The sequence below is a fragment of the Campylobacter sp. RKI_CA19_01128 genome, from assembly GCF_025771175.1.
Classification (GTDB): Bacteria; Campylobacterota; Campylobacteria; order Campylobacterales; family Campylobacteraceae; genus Campylobacter_D.
In genome coordinates, this window is sequence record NZ_JAKMPU010000004.1 from 1 (window position 1) to 16,368 (window position 16,368).

The window sequence follows — 16,368 nt, forward strand, 5'->3', positions numbered from 1 at the left end:
CATCAAATTTTTGACCTAAAATATTACCTTTAAAATCTGTATAAATTTCCATCATATTATTTGTTCTGAATTTATAACCATTAATTCTTTTATCTACTTCTACAATAGCTGCATTTGGTTGCGCTGCTTGCACTTTTGCAACAACTTCTTTTGGGATAAATCCTGTTGGAATGCCTTTGTATTTACCATCAACTTCTTTCCAGTCTCCATTAATGATAAAATCAATTTCTGTTCCATCAACCAAATTTACTTCGTAAGAATCCACGTCTTGTTTTACATAACCTACATTTACTCCTTTAAAATGAGTGTTTAAAAACTCTTGAGCCTTTTGAGGTAAAGCACTTGGACTAACAATCATATCTGCAAACATAGAACTTGCACAAACCAAACTAGCCAACATTAATTTCATTTTCATTTTTTCTCCTTTAACTAAAAGTTGAAAGAATGATATTATTTGCTTGTGAAATTTGTGTGAATTTTAATTTTTAAAGCCAACTATCTTATTTTTGTCAAATGAAGATTCTATTTCTTTTTCTATGGTGTGTAAAAAATCACTCATTTTAAAAACACCATCTTTAGAAATAGCCGCTTTTAAAGCCGTATTTTTAACCACCATTACAATTTGAGCTCCACTTAATTCATATGAGGCTAATTTTTTTAAATCAAAACTACCTTCAAATTTAGCATTTTTAGGTAAAGCTTTTTGCCATATCATTAAGCGTTGTTCATAATTTGGCTTTTTAAATTCAATTTTATACTCAAATCTTCTTGAAAAAGCCACATCTAAGCTTTCTAAAAAGTTAGTTGTTGCTATGATAACTCCACTAAAGCGCTCGATTTGTTCCAAAAAAATATTTTGCATTTGATTATGCATTTTATCAGCACCGCCACTGCTTTCTACTCTAGTACTTAAAAACTGATCCGCCTCATTTAAAAGTAAAATAGGGCTTTGCTTACTTGTTTGACAAAGCTCTTTATAAGTATCAAAAATCTTTCTTACATTTTGTTCACTCTCGCCCACATATTTACTTAAAATTTTCGAGCAATCAAAACTCAAAATGGATTTTTTCATAGCTTTTGCCATACTTAGCGCACTCATAGTCTTACCCGTACCAGCAGGGCCATAGAAAATTATCTTAGCTTCTATATTTTTATTAGTTTTTATACCCCATTTATTTAATCTTTCTAAAACCTTTTTATCTTGTTGTTTTAATATGCTTTCTAATAAATCTTTAGTACTTTGGGGCATAATAACATCATCTATATTGATATTTGGCTCGATTAGTTCAAAAATATCTTGCTCTTTAACCAAATTTTGAAGTTTAATTTTTTTATTCTTCTTTGGCTCTTTAAAATTAATAATTCTTTGTAAAATATCATCACTTAAATAAAAAATCTTAGCTATATCACCCAAAGAATTAACAAATTCATCATATTCTAAAAGATTTGAACTAAGTAGCTTAGAATCTTCTTCTAATAAGGCTTTGTTTTCTTGTTTTTGAGTCTCATCCTCGCTAATTAAATGAAGCAAAAAATTAAAATCTCTACTATAAGAATTTTCAGTATTTAGCAAATACTCTTCTTTTAACAAACTAATAAATATCAAGCATTCTTTATCATTTAAAGCATATTCTTTAAAAATCTCTGCTAAAACATTAGAAATTTTACTTTTCTTTAAACGCTCTTTAATGTATACTTCAAATATAGCTATATCTTTTTTAATATTCTTGCTTTGAGAGCTTTTAGCAAAAAAACGCAATCTTTGATAAAGCTCGATTTTAAAAAATTCATCTTTTAAATATGCAATATGATCTTCATAAATTTGATCTTGCATATAATCTTGTATGCTTTTATTTTCTAAGACTTGTAAGAAAACTTCACTTAAACTTAACTCACATTGTAGCAAATTTAAAAGCAAGCTTGAGTTTTTACTTGCTTTAAAATCAGAAAAAATTTGAACAATAAAACCTTTTTCTATAAGATTTTTAAGATCTTTTAAATGATCTAAATACTCATACTCATCATTTTTAAAAACTTCGCTAAGAAGATTATAAGCATTAATACTTGCATTTGCCTGCAAATAATTTTTGCATAAATGCTTTAAAATTAAAATTTCATCTTCACTGCATTGTAAGTTTTTATAAATATTGCTTTTAAAAGTATCATTAAGAAAAAGTTTTAAATCTTTCATATTTTCCTTTATATTGACTTTATGCTAAATTTGATTTTGGATTTTTTATCATTAAAACTCATATTTTTATCACAAACCTCATAAAAAATATCATAATTTTTACTTACAATCTTTTGAGTAAAACCACAAGAAGTAGTTTGTTTATTTTTTCCATAAAAAATAGGTCTTTTGTAGATTAGATCTTGTAAAAAATCATCATAATATTCATTATTAAAAAATCTGTTATTAAAAAAAATTTTTGCATAGCATATGCCATTAACACAAATTTTATCGCTAATTTTTAATTCAAGTAAGGCTTTAGAAGCACTATAAAGCTCTAAACTTGTAAAATTTTTTCCCTCATATAAAAAACCATAATCAGCAAATTTAAACTCTGGAGTTTTTAAAATAACATAAGCACTTTGTGCTTGTGTTTTACTTTTTAAAGCACAAGAGCTTAAAAAAACACACACAAAACACAAAAAAATTATTTGAAGTAAAGTTTTCATTTAAGATTTTTAAAACTAAGATTAAGTTCTAAATTGAGTTCTTTTACTATTTTCATCACGCTTTGTAAATCATCAATTTGCTTACCAACTACGCGAATTTCATTACCTCTAATGCTTGAAGTTACCTTTAACTTACTATCTTTTATAGCTTTGTTAATCTTCTTAGCACTATCAGCATCAATAGCGTCATTAACTTTTAAATTCAGTCTGAAATTTGCTCCACTTTCTCTACTTAACTCTTTAATGCCATTAGGGTTTATCCCTCTTTTAATAAGCTTTGAAATAACAATATCTTTTAACACTTCAAGCTTTGCTTCACTAGAACAAGTAAGCTTATAAACACTTTCTTTTTCATTTAACTCTATTTCACTTTTAATGCCTTTTAAATCATATCTACTATCAAGCTCCTTTTTAGCTTGTTCTAAAGCATTTTTTAACTCTTGCTTGTCAATTTCCCCACTAATATCAAAACTATGTTCACTTGCCATTTTCTATAAACTCCTTAAGATTATTAAATACAATTTGGACTAAATTTTGTATGGATTCTTCACTTGCCCATGCAACATGTGGAGTGATGATTAAATTTTCTTTATTTTTTATACTAAGCAAAGGATGATTTTTAATCATAGGTTCTATTTCAAGCACATCAAGCCCTACTTTGATATTTTTCTCATTCATAACTTGAGCCAAATCTGCTTCATTAATGATTCCACCACGTCCTACATTAATCAAGATAGCCTCATTTTTTAAAAGCATTAGCTCTTTTTTACTTAATAAATTTTTTGTTTTTTCATTTAAAGGTGCGTGGATGCTAATTACATCACAAGTTTTTAAAAGCTCTTCAAGACTTACTTTTTCATACTCATCATTATTGTTAGTTCCTGAAGTAGAATAATAACAAACTTTAGAACCAAACATTTGAGAAACCCTAGCTACTTCTTTACCTATAGCTCCAAGTCCTATAATACCATGTTTTTTACCGGTTAAAGTATGTAAAGTCTTGCTAAAATCACAAAACATTTTACTCTCACACCATTTGCCTTCTTTGCTCCATTTATCATAATATGGAATTTGATTTAAAAAAGCAAAAAGCAAAGCAAAGGTATGGCTTAAAACACTTTTTGTAGAATAACTAGCTGCATTTTTTACCACTATACCTTTAGAATTTGCATAAGCTACATCTATATTATTTACCCCTGTACCAAGTTGTAAAATAAGCTTTAGATTGGTGCTATCAATCACTTTTTTGTCAATGATGATTTTATTTATCATCACAACTTGTGCATTAGCTATTCTTGCAATAACCTCATCTTTAGAAGTTAAGTCATAACTTACAAACTCGCCAAGACTTTCAAAAACCGTTAAATCCGCTCCACCTAAGGTAGCAGCATCTAAGCATACTATCTTCATTAATCTTTTACTATATGTCCTACAAATTTAGAATAATTATCAAGTACCAAACCACCTTTTCTAAAACCTAATCCACAACCCTCATAAGCAAAGAAAACCCCTGCTTGGTAATAATCATTTTCATTTTTATTAAACTCAGCAAATTCTTGATATACAAAGCGATTATTTTGATAATCTCCCTTTGTTTCAAAACATACATCTCCATTAGCTTCTATAATAGAAACATTGGCTCCTTCTCTACCAAAAACAGGTTTTTTAACACATTTTTTACCCACTAAAGGTTGATCGCTTGTTTCGAGCAATAAAGGATGATTTGGATAAAGCTCCCATAAAATTTTCATTATACCCTTACTTTGAAAAAGTAAAGTATAAGCAGGATTTAAAATGATTGCTTTTTGATTTTGCATGATTTGCGTTAAAAGCATAGCAAGCTCACCCTCTTCTATGGCTATACTCTCCCAAGGAATGAGTTTGAAAAAATACTCAAAATTTACATCATTTTTAAAAACACCTTCGGGCGAAAATTCTACTTCATCTATAAAAGAAAACTCACTCTCAAAACCTGCTTCACTAGCAATGTGTGCTAAAAGTTTGGTTGTGATCATATCCTCATCACTTCCTGCAATTGAAGAAAATAATATCTTCCAACCCTCATAATATTTTTCAAACTCACTTACATCTTCTTCTAAAGTGATAAATCTTTTAAAATTATCTTTTAAGGCTTCATATATATTATTAAATTGCGAGCTTTCATCTAGGTTATTTTGCTTTAAAATAGCCCATTGTAAAATAGCACTTTCAAATAAAGATGTTGGAGTATCAGCATTAAATTCTATTAGCTTTATAGGCTTACCATCAAGTCCACCTGCTAAGTCAAATCTACCATATAAATGCCAATGCACATCATTTTCCCAACTCATCTTAATCGCATCAACCAAATTAAAAGGAATTCCAAGCTCATCAAAACGATCATTATCAATCACTTCTTGCGCAGCAGCCACAAACATATCATAAAGTTCATTTACTGCTTCATAATATGCATTTGCTTCATTTTCCCTCACACAAACTAAATTAGAATCTAAATAATCACTCCCATCATTATCTGTATGCCATGAAAAGCCTATTTGTTCTAAGTAAGATTTTTCTAAAGGATTTACTTTTAAAAAATTCATTTTACACCCTTAAGATCCAAAAGAGTTAGAAGAACTTGAGGTAGCCTTAGAACCACCACCAAAAAAGCCTGATTTTTTCGCACTCGAGCCTGAAGTAGCACTTGTACTTGCTTTATTAAAACTATTTACACTTCTTTGATAAGCACTTTGATTTGAAAATGCTCCTCTTTGTTGATTTGCAAAATTTTGATTATTAAAAAGCTTTGAACCTATCCAGCTACCAAGTATAGCACCAGCTGCACTTGCAAGCAATGTCTCACCCAAAGAAAGTCCTCCGCTACTCATTTGAGCATTGTTTGGATTTGTTAAATTTGAAGTACCATTGTCTATTTTAGCAGCTTCTTCTTGGATTAATTTATCCATTTCTTCTTTGCTTAAAACTCTTTCTGTGCCATCAAGTTGTTTTAAAACCACCCTAGTTTCATCACTTGGAAATTGATCTTTGATTTTGTATTGATTTGGAGCAGTTTCTTCAATGATAACAAAAGCACCTTGAGTATTTGCTGCTTGGCTTAATGCATTATTAGAATCATTTGTATTGTTGCTACACGCACTTAAAGCACCGCCACTTATAGCAGCAATACCGCTTATCATACTAAGCTTAAGTATAGTTTTTATATGTTTCATAATCTTTCCTAAATTTATAAGTTTAACTTAATAAGATTTTAACAAAAAAAGTATTAATAAAAATTAATTGCTTTAATTTATCATAATCATTAAATTACTACTTAAAATAAACACAGCAAAAGCAAAAAATATAAAAGCACTTAAATAATCAATAAGTTTTAAATTCTTTTGATAAATTCTTACCATGAAAGGTTTTGAAAATAATAAAGAAACTAAAGAAAAGTAAATTATAGTTTCTAAGATCAAAACAAAAATTAAAACTATCAACATCCATCGCATTTGAGCAAAATCAAAACTTGCAAAAACACTAGCAAAATAAAAAATAACTTTTGGATTGGATAAATTTGTAATCATCCCACTTAAAAATGCAGATATATGAGTTTTTTGGACTTTTATATTACCTATTTTTGCATTTTTATAAATCCCATAAGCTAAATACAAAAGATAGCAAGCTCCAAAGCTTGATAAAACGATTTGCAAAAATGGAAATTGATGAAAAATCACACTCAAGCCAAATATAGAAAGTATAATCCACACACTCATGGCTAAACTCACACCCAAACTTGCTTTTAAAGCACTTTTAATACCTTCTCTTAAAGCACAAGAACTTACTAAGAAAAAATCAGGTCCTGGTAAAATAAGTCCAAAAAAATGAATGATTAAAATCCAAAGAAACATAAAAAATAATCGAAGAAAAGCCGAAAATTCGGCTTTTTGGTATTAGAGTCTTGACTCGTAGCGTCTAAGCATATAAAGTCTTTTAAGCATTTTTTTGCGTGCTGAAATTTTTTGTTTTTTGCGAATTTCAGTCATAGGCTCAAAAAATCTTCTTGCGCGAACTTCAGTAACAACTAGATTTCTATCTACTTGTTTTTTGAATTTTCTATACGCTTCATCAAAAGACTCGTTAGGATGTACCTTGATTCCTGGCACGACCCTCACCACCTTTCGTTGGAAATTTGAAAGTTTTGATTATACCATAATTTTACTTGAAAATAAAATTTATTTTTGTAATAATTACATAAATAAAAATTAAACATAAATTCTTAATTAAGACAAAGTTTGGTTTAATTTTTCTAGTATTACAATTAAAAAAATATTTTACAAGGAAATCAAAATGAGTGCCTGTGTCACTAATTATACTAAGAAAAGATATATAGCTTATATCGTTTCCATGGTTATTTTCATTGCTTTGCCTTTTATCAAAATCAATGGAAATCATTTCTTTTTATTAAGTTTTGATCATAAAAAACTTAATTTATTTTTTACAGCTTTTGATACCCAAGAGCTTTATTTAATGCCATTTCTTATTATGGGTATGTTTTTAACCATACTTTTTGTTACTACCTTAGCAGGAAGAATTTGGTGTGCATGGAGTTGTCCTCAAACCATTGCTAGGGTTATTTATAGAGATTTATTGCAAACAAAAATATTTAAAATACACAAAAGCACAGCAAATAAACAAAAACAAGTAGATGGATTTTTTATCAAAAAAGCTTTAAGCATTGTGATTTTTTATCTTTTTTCTATATTAATGATGAGTGCTTTTTTATGGTATTTTGTACCACCTGAAGATTTTTTTATATATATTCAAAATCCTGCTGATCATTTATTGCTTTTGGGAATTTTATTTTGTGCTTCTTTGGCCTTTACTTTTGATATAGTGTATTTGGGCGAAAAATTTTGTGTTTATGTATGCCCTTATGCAAGAATTCAATCTGTAATGTTTGATAATAATACCGTTCAAGTTATATATGATGATAAAAGAGGTGGAGTGATTTATGATGGGCATACTAAACTTTACCAAAAACCACCACAAGGTGAATGCATAGGATGTGAAGCCTGTGTAAAAATTTGTCCTACACATATAGATATACGCCAAGGAATGCAACTTGAGTGTATTAATTGTCTTGAATGTGCTGACGCTTGCTCGAAAATTCAAGCTAAATTTGATCGCCCTAGTTTGATTAATTGGACTAGTGCAAAAGCTATTGAAACAAGAGAGAAGGTAAAATATTTTAGATTTAGAACTATCGGATATTTAGTAGTTTTATGTGGTGTTTTTGCAGCCTTAGTTTTAATGGGAAGCAAAAAAGAAAATATGCTTTTAAATATTAATCGCTCTAGTGAGCTTTATCAAATTAGAAAAGCACATGATGGAGAATTAATTATTAGCAATGCTTATGTATTTTTATTCCAAAACACTGATAATAAAGCACATGATTATTATTTTGATGTGAAATTACAAGGTATTGATGATGGTTTAGAAATCATTAGACCAAAAAAACCTTTTAAATTAAAAGCTGGAGAAAAAGATAAACAAATAGTTGTACTAAAAGCTACTAAAAAACTAGCTGATAATGATAGAAAAGATACCGTAATACCTTTAACTATTAAAGCATATGCACTTGATGATAAAAATATCATAATCACAAGAGAAAGTAATTTTGTCTATCCTAAAAACTCAATTATAGAGCACAAAAAACACCAATGATAAAAAAACTTTCTTCAAAATCTCAAGCAAGGCTTGAAAAAATCAAACAAATTGCTGCGGAGTCGTTTTTAGAAAACGGCTACGAAGCAACCAATCTTAAAGATATTATCAAGCAAGCTGGTGGTTCATTTTCTTGTGTATATGAGCATTTTAAAAGTAAAGAAGGTTTATTTGAAGCGGTTTTAAATGATTTTGCAGAAAATCATTTTCTAGCTATTTTGAAAAAAAATATGCAACTTTCACCCAATGCTAATTTAGAAGAATTTTTATATCAATTTGCTAAAGCTTATTTGGGAATTTTTAATGACGCTAAAACCATAGCTATAGTAAGGCTTTTATATTCTGAAATTTATAATGAAAAATTTGATTTTGGGAAGTGGTTTAAAGGAAGCAATAGAAAAGAAGTAGAATATGTTCTTCAAAAAAGATTTGAAGAAGAAAATAATGAAAATTTAGCCAAAAATGCTGAATTTTTAAGCTATACATTTTGTGCTATGCTTAGGGGAACCTTTTTTATACAAAGTACTTTTGAAAATAAGGTTTTAATGAGTAAAAAAGAGCAACAAAATCATGCAAAAAAAGTTGTTAAGCTTTTTACTCAAGGAATTGTTAATTTTAATTAACCAAAGATTGATAGAATAACAATCATACATTTTTGTAATATAAATTACTTTTTTAGCTAAATAAATAATTTAAGGAAACCAATGAAAACAAAACTTTTAACTCTAGCTTGTGCCTCGCTTATATTTGTAGCATGCTCAGATAATAAAAATGCACAAGTTAAACAACTCCCTCCTCAACCTGTAAGTATTATGACTATGCAAAGTGCTAATTTACCTTTAGAATTTACTTATCCTGCAAGATTAAGCACTGAGTTAGATGTGGTGATCAAGCCTAAAGTAAGCGGTGAAATCAAAGCAAAATATTTCAAAAGTGGCCAAGCTGTTAAAAAAGGCGATAAGCTTTTTCTTATAGAGCCTGATAAATACCAAGCAACTGTAAATATGGCTTATGGAGATGCTTTAGTCGCAAGAGCAAATTTTGATGATGCTGAAAAAAATTTCAAAAGAGATCAAATTCTAATAGAAAAAAATGCTATTTCACAAAAAGAATTTGATGCAAGTTTGGCTAAATTTAATTCTACCAAGGCTAATTTAGAAAGCGCTAGAGCAAAGCTTGCCAATGCAAGATTAGACTTAAAATACACCGTGGTAAGCGCTCCATTTGATGGGGTTTTAGGAGATGCGCTAATGGATGTGGGTGATTATGTAAATGCTTCATCAACTGAGCTTGTACGCATTACAAACATTAACCCAATCTTTGCAGACTTTTATATTTCTGATGTAGATAAAATCAATATGAATAAAAATATTCAAAGTGGCAACTGGCAATTAGAAAATATCCAAGTGCAAGCTAATGTTGGCGGTGAGCTTTTCAATGGAAAATTGTATTTTATAGATAGCGTTATAGACACTCGTAGTGGTGGAGTAAAAGCAAAGGCTATTTTTGATAATAATAACTCAAGCTTAATGCCTGGTTCTTTTGCAAATGTTCATGTTGGTGGTTTTGTTCAAAAAGATGGTTTTGAAATTCCTCAAGTTGCACTTTTACAAGATGATAGCGCTACTTATGTTTATACCTTAGTAGATGGAAAAGTAGTTAAAACTATTGTTAATGTTATCTATCAAACTTCTGATAAAGCAATCATCGACAAGGGCTTAAAAAATGGCGATAAAGTGATTTTAAATAACTTCAAAAAAATCCGACCTGGTGCAAGCGTTAGCGTAATGGAGAATAAATAATGTTTTCTAAATTTTTTATAGAAAGACCTGTATTTGCTTCTGTTGTAGCTATTATCATTTCTTTAGCAGGGATTATAGGGCTTTATTCTTTACCTGTAGAACAATACCCTTCTCTAACTCCACCCGTTGTAAAAGTAAGTGCAAATTACTCAGGCGCTGATGCTCAAACAGTGGCTCAAACAGTGGCTATTCCTCTTGAAGACGCAATCAATGGGGTTGAAAATATGATTTATATGGATTCAACTTCAAGCTCTTCAGGCGATATGAGCTTAAGTGTGTATTTTAACATAGGTACAGATCCTGACCAAGCAACAGTTGATGTTAATAATAGAATTTCAGCTGCTATGGCAAAACTACCTGAAGATGTTAAAAAAACCGGTGTTAGTGTAAGAAAAACTGGCTCAAGCATTTTAGAGGTTGCTACTTTGTATTCTCCTGATGGTTCTATGGATTCACTTGAAGTATATAATTACGCTGCATTAAATATCTTAGATGATCTTGCCAGGGTTCCTGGTGTGGGTAATGCTGTAGCTATTGGCTCAAGAAATTATTCTATGAGAATTTGGCTTAATCCTGATTTATTAAACAAATACCAAGTTACTGCAACTGATGTTATCGCTGCAGTTAGTGAGCAAAATGCTCAATATGCTACTGGTAAGATAGGTCAAGAGCCTGTGGTAGAAAGATCTCCTTATGTGTATTCAGTAACTATGCAAGGAAGGTTAAAAAATACCAAAGAATTTGAAGATATTATCATAAGAGCAAATAGCGATGGCTCTTTTTTAAGACTTAAAGATGTGGCTGAAGTTTCTTTGGGCTCAAGAGAATATACATTCAATGGTAGATTAAATGGAAATGATGCAACTCCTATTTTGATTTTCTTACAAACTGGAGCAAATGCAGTAAGTACAGCTGAATTGGTACAGAAAAAATTTGAAGAACTTTCTAAAAGTTTTCCTGAGGGCTTAGCTTATAAAGTGCCTTATGATACAACTATATTTATTAAAGCTTCTATTAAAGAAGTGGTAAAAACTTTTTTTGAAGCACTTATTTTGGTTGTGATTGTAATGTATTTATTCTTGAAAAATTTCCGCTCAACTATCATACCTATGATTGCTGTGCCTGTTTCTATTTTAGGAACTTTTGCAGGATTATATGTCTTAGGTTTTAGTATTAACCTACTTACGCTTTTTGCTTTAGTTTTGGCCATTGGTATTGTTGTTGATGATGCGATTATTGTGGTTGAAAATATCGATAGAATCATGCATGAAGATCCAAATATAAGCATAAAAGAAGCAGCTATTAAAGCCATGGATGAAGTTGCTGCACCTGTTGTATCTATCGTTCTTGTACTTTGTGCAGTATTTATACCTGTTTCATTTATATCTGGCTTTGTGGGAGAAATTCAAAGACAATTTGCTATAACCCTTGCAATTTCAGTTACAATTTCAGGTTTTGTAGCTTTAACTCTAACTCCTTCTTTGTGTGCGATCTTTTTAAGAAGAAATGAAGGTGAACCATTTTATTTTGTGAAAAAATTTAATGATATTTTTGATTGGTCTACTGAAGTTTTTGGAGCCGGTGTAGCTTATATACTTAAAAGAACTGTACGTTTTGTTATAATATTTTTTCTTTTAATAGGTGGTTTATATGGATTATTTAAATTAGTACCAAACTCACTTGTTCCAGCTGAAGATCAAGGAAATTTTTTAACTATTGTTAATCTACCAGCAGCATCTTCTCTTAATAGAACTACTCAATCCATGGATGCTATGGCAGAAGAACTACGCAAAAATGAAAACATAACAAATATTGTAGGTCTTATAGGTTATGATCTTTTCACAGGCTCTTTAAAAGAAAACGCCGGTGCAATGTTTGTGAATTTAAAAGATTGGAACGATAGAGATACTAGTAGTTTTGATTTAACAGGAATGTATAACAAACAATACTTTTTAAATCCAAATTTCCAAACTTTCTTTGTTAATCCACCGCCAATCCAAGGATTAAGTTTAACTGGTGGTTTTGAAATGTATGCACAAAATCGTGGTGGTAAAAGCTATGATGAAATTCAAGCAGATGTAAATAAATTAGTTGAAGCAGCAAACAAACGTCCTGAACTTAACAACGTAAGAACAACACTTGATACTAATTTCCCGCAATTAAAATTAGAAATTGATCGTGATAAAGTAAAACTTTATGGTTTAAATTTAGCAGATGTATTTAGCACGCTAAATGCTACTATAGGGACTTATTATGTAAATGATTTTTCTATGCTTGGGAAAAATTATCGTGTAAATATTAGTGCCATTGGAGATTTTAGAAATACACAAAATGCTTTAAAAAACATCTTTGTTAGAGCAAATGATGGTTCTATGATAGCCTTAGATAGCGTTTTAACGCTTCATAGAGGGGTTGGACCTGATGATGTAAAACGCTTTAATATGTTCCCATCAGCACTAGTGCAAGGTGATCCTGCTCCTGGTTATACTTCAGGACAAGCAATCGATGCTATTGCACAAGTTGCTAAAGAAACTTTGGGAGAGGATTATTCTATTGCCTGGGCAGGTTCAGCTTATCAAGAAGTTACAAGTAGTGGCGCAGGTCAAGTAGCTTTTGTACTAGGACTTTTATTTGTATTTTTAATCCTAGCAGCTCAGTATGAAAGATGGCTCATGCCTTTAGCAGTAATCACTGCTGTACCTTTTGCGGTATTTGGCTCTTTACTTCTTGTATGGCTTAGAGGCTTAGAAAATGATATATATTTTCAAACAGGGCTTTTACTTTTAATAGGTCTTTCAGCTAAAAATGCCATTTTGATTGTTGAGTTTGCTATGGAAGAACATCTTAAAAAAGGAAAGAGTATTTTTGATGCTTCTATTAGCGCAGCAAAATTAAGATTTAGACCTATTGTAATGACTTCATTAGCATTTATTTGTGGTATTTTACCTTTATACTTTGCTTATGGAGCAGGAAGTGCAAGCCGTCATGCAATAGGCACAGGTGTCATAGGGGGTATGATAGCAGCTTCTACTATAGCCATTTTCTTTGTACCTTTATTTTTCTATTTACTAGAAAGTTTTAATAAATGGCTTGATAAAAAAAGAGGTAAAATCAATGCGTAAGTTAATAATTTTTGCAAGTTGTTTTTTAATAACAGCTTGTAGTTTAAAACCAAATTTAGAAATCAAAGATGTAAATTACACTAAAAGTTTAGATCAAAACATTAGCATTAATAAACAATGGTGGAAAGCTTTTGATGATAATTATTTAAACACCTTAGTCGATCAAGCTTTAAAAAACAATAACGACTTGCAAATTGCATATATGAATTTACAAAAAGCTTATGAAACTTTAGGTATAGCAAGAAGTAATTTGCTTCCTAAGCTTGATGGAAGTGCTAGTGGAGCAAGAGGAAAAACTAGCATTAATGCTCCAAGCAACAAAAGCAATGAATTTGTCTATGGTAATGATTTTAACATGGGTTTAAACTTAAGCTATGAAGTAGATTTATGGGGCAAATACAGAGATACTTATGGTGCTTCAAAAGCAAAATTACAAGCTAGTGAATTTGACTATGAAAGTGCGAGATTAAGCTTAATTTCTAATGTAGTAAAAACTTATTTTAACTTAGCAAGCTTAAGCGAGCAGGTAAAAATTTTAGAAGAAACAACCCAAAGTTATCAAAAAACTTATGAATTAAAATTAGAGCATTTTAAACTTGGAGTAATTAGTGAGTATGAGCTTAACAAATTTAAAGCTGAGCTTGAAAATTCAAGAGTTTTACTCACAAATGCTAAAATTCAAAAAGAAGCTAATACTAAAGCTTTAAAAATCTTAACTTCGAATGATATTGATGATATACTTTATAATAGCATAGAGTATAAAAAAATAGGACAATACGAGCTTAGCATACCTGAGGGCATTGGCAGTGAAATTTTACTTCAAAGACCTGATGTGCAAGCTAGTTTAAAAACTTTAGAAGAAAAAAACTATCTTGTTGGAGTAGCTAGAACTGCATTTTTACCAAACCTTTCTTTAACAGGACTTTTGGGCTTTCAAAGTAATGATTTAGATCTTTTAGTCAAACATGGAAGTAATACTTGGAATGTAGCTGGAAATTTTGCAATGCCGATTTTTCATTGGGGTGAGATTATGAATAATGTTAATATTGCAAAACTTACCAAAGATGAAGCATTTTTACAATATGAAAATACCTTAAAAACAGCCTTTGGGGAAATAAGACTTGCTTTATTTAACCGCCAAAGCTATTATGAAAATGAGCAAAATTATAAAAATTTATTTCTAGCCCAAAGTAAAATTTATGAAATTTCCACCTTAAGATATGAAAATGGTGTGATTAACTTGGCTGATTTTTTACAAGATCAAAGAAATTACCTAAATGCTAAACTTTCTTACACTAACTCATCTTATGAGCTTGCAAATTCCATTGTAGATGTTATGAAAGCTTTTGGTGGAGGATTTAATGCTAAAGAAGAATCAAAAGAAAACATCAAAGCTATGGAAGAAAACTTAAAGGAAAACTTTTATAACAACTAAGTCTTTAAGGCTTAGTTGTTAATGCATTTGAATTTGAATTCTTTGATTAAAATTATTATTTCCTCTATCTTTTGGGCTATTATGTTCAAAACGATAACGCATACTACCTGAAACATTAACATCTTGGAAAATTTCATCTAAAGGCGCAGAATTTGACACACTTATAAGCCCTAATAAAAATACAAAAAATGCTATAAAAATCTTTTTCATTATAAAGCCTTTGTAAAAATATGATACAATTATAGTCTTTTTAAATAACTACAAAATGAAATTTTTAGGAAAAATATGAATTTTTTACAAAACTTAGCTCTTTCTTACTCACACAAAGCTATGCAAAAATCTTTAGAGAATGGTTTTGATGTGAAACTTTTAAAAGAAGGACAAGAAAAAAAAGTTAATCCAAAAAAATCTTATATGCTTTATGCTCACATACCATTTTGTCATACTTTTTGCCCATATTGTAGCTTTCATAAGTATTATTACAATGAAGATTTAGCAAAAAGATATTTTGAAAGTTTAAGAGAAGAAATCAAACAAGTCAAAGATAAAGGATTTGATTTTACTTCTATGTATGTGGGTGGTGGTACTACTTTAATCAACGAAGAAGAGCTTGCTAAAACTTTAGAACTTTGCAAAAAATTATTTAACATCAAAGAAATTTCTTGCGAGAGCGATCCAAACCATATCGAACCTAAAAAATTAGAAATGTTTAAAGGGCTTATAGATCGTTTAAGTTGCGGTATACAAAGTTTTGATGATGATACTTTAAAAAAAGTAGCAAGATATCATAAATTTGGTTCAAGTAAAGAACTTCAAGAAAAACTTTCTAAAGCCATAGGCGTGCTTCCTATTATGAGTCTTGATTTGATTTTTAATTTTCCTTCTCAAACTAAAGAGCAATTGCTCAATGATTTAGAAATAGCCAAGAGTTTAAAACCTCAACAAATCACAACTTATCCTTTGATGAAATCCAATTTAACCAAAGATAATATCGCAAAAACTTTAGGAGTAAGTTTTAAAGATAATGAATTTGAGTTTTATAAAATCATTGTAGATTTTTTCAAAGATTATGAAAGAAATAATGCATGGTCATTTTCTTTAGAAAAAAGTAGCTTTAATGATGAGTATGTAAGTAGCCATCATGAGTATTTAGGCGTGGGAAGTGGGGCTTTTAGCTTTTTAGATGGAGAACTTTTAATCAATGCTTTTAATTTAAATGATTATTCTAAACTCATCAAAGAAAAACAAAATGCAAATATTGCTAAAGCTAATTTTGGTAAAAAAGAAATCATCAAATATGTCTTTTTAACCGAAATGTTTACTGGTAAAATCGAAATTGATAAATTTAATAAAACTTTAGATTGTAATTTAGAAAAAGATCTTTTCATCGAGCTTTTAGGCCTTAAACTAAGTAAAGCTATAAAAAAAGAAAACAATACTTTATATACAAGTGAATTTGGACGTTATTTGTTTATGGTATTAATGAAAGATTTTTACACAGGTATGGATTTAGTGCGTGCTGTATTTAGAGATGATAAACGCTTACAAGATAAAGAACGCATTAATATCATGCAAGAAAATGTTGATCCACTTGATTTTAAAAGTATGGAGTTTAAAGGATAAAAAG

The 16,368-nt window shown here is 29.8% G+C and carries 16 protein-coding genes; 6 read left to right on the forward strand and 10 right to left on the reverse strand.

Going from position 1 to position 16,368, the window contains the following annotated elements; all coding sequences use genetic code 11:
- From L8U98_RS03655 to rpsU, 9 genes are all read right to left on the reverse strand, one after another.
- A partial coding sequence (locus L8U98_RS03655; RefSeq protein WP_263663656.1) for a PepSY-like domain-containing protein occupies positions 1 to 415 on the reverse strand: 415 nt, incomplete at its 3' end.
- A 63-nt stretch (positions 416 to 478) separates the two neighbouring features.
- The gene (locus L8U98_RS03660) at positions 479 to 2,191 is read right to left on the reverse strand and encodes an ATP-binding protein (protein WP_263724969.1); all 1,713 of its coding nucleotides are present in this window, start codon (positions 2,189 to 2,191) and stop codon (positions 479 to 481) included.
- Between the two features lie 8 nt (positions 2,192 to 2,199).
- Positions 2,200 to 2,679 carry a hypothetical protein gene (locus L8U98_RS03665; RefSeq protein WP_263724970.1) on the reverse strand — a complete coding sequence of 160 codons (480 nt, stop codon included), beginning with the start codon at positions 2,677 to 2,679 and terminating at the stop codon, positions 2,200 to 2,202.
- On the reverse strand, positions 2,676 to 3,167 hold the full coding sequence (locus tag L8U98_RS03670) for a YajQ family cyclic di-GMP-binding protein (RefSeq protein WP_263724971.1): 492 nt from the start codon (positions 3,165 to 3,167) through the stop codon (positions 2,676 to 2,678). Before L8U98_RS03670 ends, L8U98_RS03665 begins: the two co-directional genes overlap by 4 nt.
- Positions 3,157 to 4,089, reverse strand: a complete 933-nt coding sequence (locus L8U98_RS03675; protein ID WP_263724972.1) for a D-2-hydroxyacid dehydrogenase — start codon at positions 4,087 to 4,089, stop codon at positions 3,157 to 3,159. The genes L8U98_RS03670 and L8U98_RS03675 overlap by 11 nt, the downstream gene beginning before the upstream one ends.
- A complete protein-coding gene (locus L8U98_RS03680) occupies positions 4,089 to 5,261 on the reverse strand; it encodes a glutathionylspermidine synthase family protein (RefSeq protein ID WP_263724973.1) in 1,173 nt (390 codons plus the stop codon). Before L8U98_RS03680 ends, L8U98_RS03675 begins: the two co-directional genes overlap by 1 nt.
- A gap of 9 nt (positions 5,262 to 5,270) precedes the next feature.
- A complete protein-coding gene (locus L8U98_RS03685; protein ID WP_263663661.1) occupies positions 5,271 to 5,888 on the reverse strand; it encodes a UPF0323 family lipoprotein in 618 nt (205 codons plus the stop codon).
- A gap of 72 nt (positions 5,889 to 5,960) precedes the next feature.
- The gene (locus L8U98_RS03690) at positions 5,961 to 6,566 is read right to left on the reverse strand and encodes a LysE family transporter (protein WP_263724974.1); all 606 of its coding nucleotides are present in this window, start codon (positions 6,564 to 6,566) and stop codon (positions 5,961 to 5,963) included.
- A gap of 42 nt (positions 6,567 to 6,608) precedes the next feature.
- The gene (gene rpsU / locus L8U98_RS03695) at positions 6,609 to 6,821 is read right to left on the reverse strand and encodes a 30S ribosomal protein S21 (RefSeq protein WP_002780697.1); all 213 of its coding nucleotides are present in this window, start codon (positions 6,819 to 6,821) and stop codon (positions 6,609 to 6,611) included.
- A 184-nt stretch (positions 6,822 to 7,005) separates the two neighbouring features.
- Between rpsU and ccoG the strand changes: the two genes are divergently transcribed.
- The 5 genes from ccoG to L8U98_RS03720 all read left to right on the forward strand — a co-directional run bounded on the left by ccoG (position 7,006) and on the right by L8U98_RS03720 (position 14,741).
- A complete protein-coding gene (ccoG, locus tag L8U98_RS03700) occupies positions 7,006 to 8,382 on the forward strand; it encodes a cytochrome c oxidase accessory protein CcoG (RefSeq protein WP_263724975.1) in 1,377 nt (458 codons plus the stop codon).
- On the forward strand, positions 8,379 to 9,005 hold the full coding sequence (locus L8U98_RS03705) for a TetR/AcrR family transcriptional regulator (protein ID WP_263682807.1): 627 nt from the start codon (positions 8,379 to 8,381) through the stop codon (positions 9,003 to 9,005). The genes ccoG and L8U98_RS03705 overlap by 4 nt, the downstream gene beginning before the upstream one ends.
- Positions 9,006 to 9,086: 81 nt before the next feature.
- A complete protein-coding gene (locus L8U98_RS03710) occupies positions 9,087 to 10,184 on the forward strand; it encodes an efflux RND transporter periplasmic adaptor subunit (RefSeq protein ID WP_263724976.1) in 1,098 nt (365 codons plus the stop codon).
- Positions 10,184 to 13,306: an efflux RND transporter permease subunit gene (locus L8U98_RS03715; RefSeq protein ID WP_263724977.1), complete on the forward strand. Its 3,123-nt coding sequence runs from the start codon at positions 10,184 to 10,186 to the stop codon at positions 13,304 to 13,306. Before L8U98_RS03710 ends, L8U98_RS03715 begins: the two co-directional genes overlap by 1 nt.
- Positions 13,299 to 14,741 (forward strand): efflux transporter outer membrane subunit, encoded by a 1,443-nt coding sequence (locus L8U98_RS03720; RefSeq protein ID WP_263724978.1) that lies wholly within the window; start codon positions 13,299 to 13,301, stop codon positions 14,739 to 14,741. Before L8U98_RS03715 ends, L8U98_RS03720 begins: the two co-directional genes overlap by 8 nt.
- Positions 14,742 to 14,759: 18 nt before the next feature.
- Here the strand turns inward: L8U98_RS03720 and L8U98_RS03725 are convergent, their stop codons facing one another.
- Positions 14,760 to 14,951: a mini-MOMP protein gene (locus tag L8U98_RS03725; protein ID WP_039627274.1), complete on the reverse strand. Its 192-nt coding sequence runs from the start codon at positions 14,949 to 14,951 to the stop codon at positions 14,760 to 14,762.
- A 75-nt stretch (positions 14,952 to 15,026) separates the two neighbouring features.
- On the opposite strand from L8U98_RS03725, the gene L8U98_RS03730 reads away from it, so the two are divergent.
- The gene (locus L8U98_RS03730) at positions 15,027 to 16,364 is read left to right on the forward strand and encodes a coproporphyrinogen III oxidase family protein (RefSeq protein ID WP_263724979.1); all 1,338 of its coding nucleotides are present in this window, start codon (positions 15,027 to 15,029) and stop codon (positions 16,362 to 16,364) included.
- The last annotated feature ends 4 nt before the right edge of the window (positions 16,365 to 16,368 follow it).

What these genes read in the sequence shown, in the direction of transcription:
- L8U98_RS03660 (WP_263724969.1), bottom strand. Translation starts at nt 2,191, where the DNA reads ATGAAAGATTTAAAACTTTTTCTTAATGATACTTTTAAAAGCAATATT.
- L8U98_RS03665 (WP_263724970.1), bottom strand. Translation starts at nt 2,679, where the DNA reads ATGAAAACTTTACTTCAAATAATTTTTTTGTGTTTTGTGTGTGTTTTT.
- L8U98_RS03670 (WP_263724971.1), bottom strand. Translation starts at nt 3,167, where the DNA reads ATGGCAAGTGAACATAGTTTTGATATTAGTGGGGAAATTGACAAGCAA.
- L8U98_RS03675 (WP_263724972.1), bottom strand. Translation starts at nt 4,089, where the DNA reads ATGAAGATAGTATGCTTAGATGCTGCTACCTTAGGTGGAGCGGATTTA.
- L8U98_RS03680 (WP_263724973.1), bottom strand. Translation starts at nt 5,261, where the DNA reads ATGAATTTTTTAAAAGTAAATCCTTTAGAAAAATCTTACTTAGAACAA.
- L8U98_RS03685 (WP_263663661.1), bottom strand. Translation starts at nt 5,888, where the DNA reads ATGAAACATATAAAAACTATACTTAAGCTTAGTATGATAAGCGGTATT.
- L8U98_RS03690 (WP_263724974.1), bottom strand. Translation starts at nt 6,566, where the DNA reads ATGTTTCTTTGGATTTTAATCATTCATTTTTTTGGACTTATTTTACCA.
- ccoG (WP_263724975.1), top strand. Translation starts at nt 7,006, where the DNA reads ATGAGTGCCTGTGTCACTAATTATACTAAGAAAAGATATATAGCTTAT.
- L8U98_RS03705 (WP_263682807.1), top strand. Translation starts at nt 8,379, where the DNA reads ATGATAAAAAAACTTTCTTCAAAATCTCAAGCAAGGCTTGAAAAAATC.
- L8U98_RS03710 (WP_263724976.1), top strand. Translation starts at nt 9,087, where the DNA reads ATGAAAACAAAACTTTTAACTCTAGCTTGTGCCTCGCTTATATTTGTA.
- L8U98_RS03715 (WP_263724977.1), top strand. Translation starts at nt 10,184, where the DNA reads ATGTTTTCTAAATTTTTTATAGAAAGACCTGTATTTGCTTCTGTTGTA.
- L8U98_RS03720 (WP_263724978.1), top strand. Translation starts at nt 13,299, where the DNA reads ATGCGTAAGTTAATAATTTTTGCAAGTTGTTTTTTAATAACAGCTTGT.
- L8U98_RS03725 (WP_039627274.1), bottom strand. Translation starts at nt 14,951, where the DNA reads ATGAAAAAGATTTTTATAGCATTTTTTGTATTTTTATTAGGGCTTATA.
- L8U98_RS03730 (WP_263724979.1), top strand. Translation starts at nt 15,027, where the DNA reads ATGAATTTTTTACAAAACTTAGCTCTTTCTTACTCACACAAAGCTATG.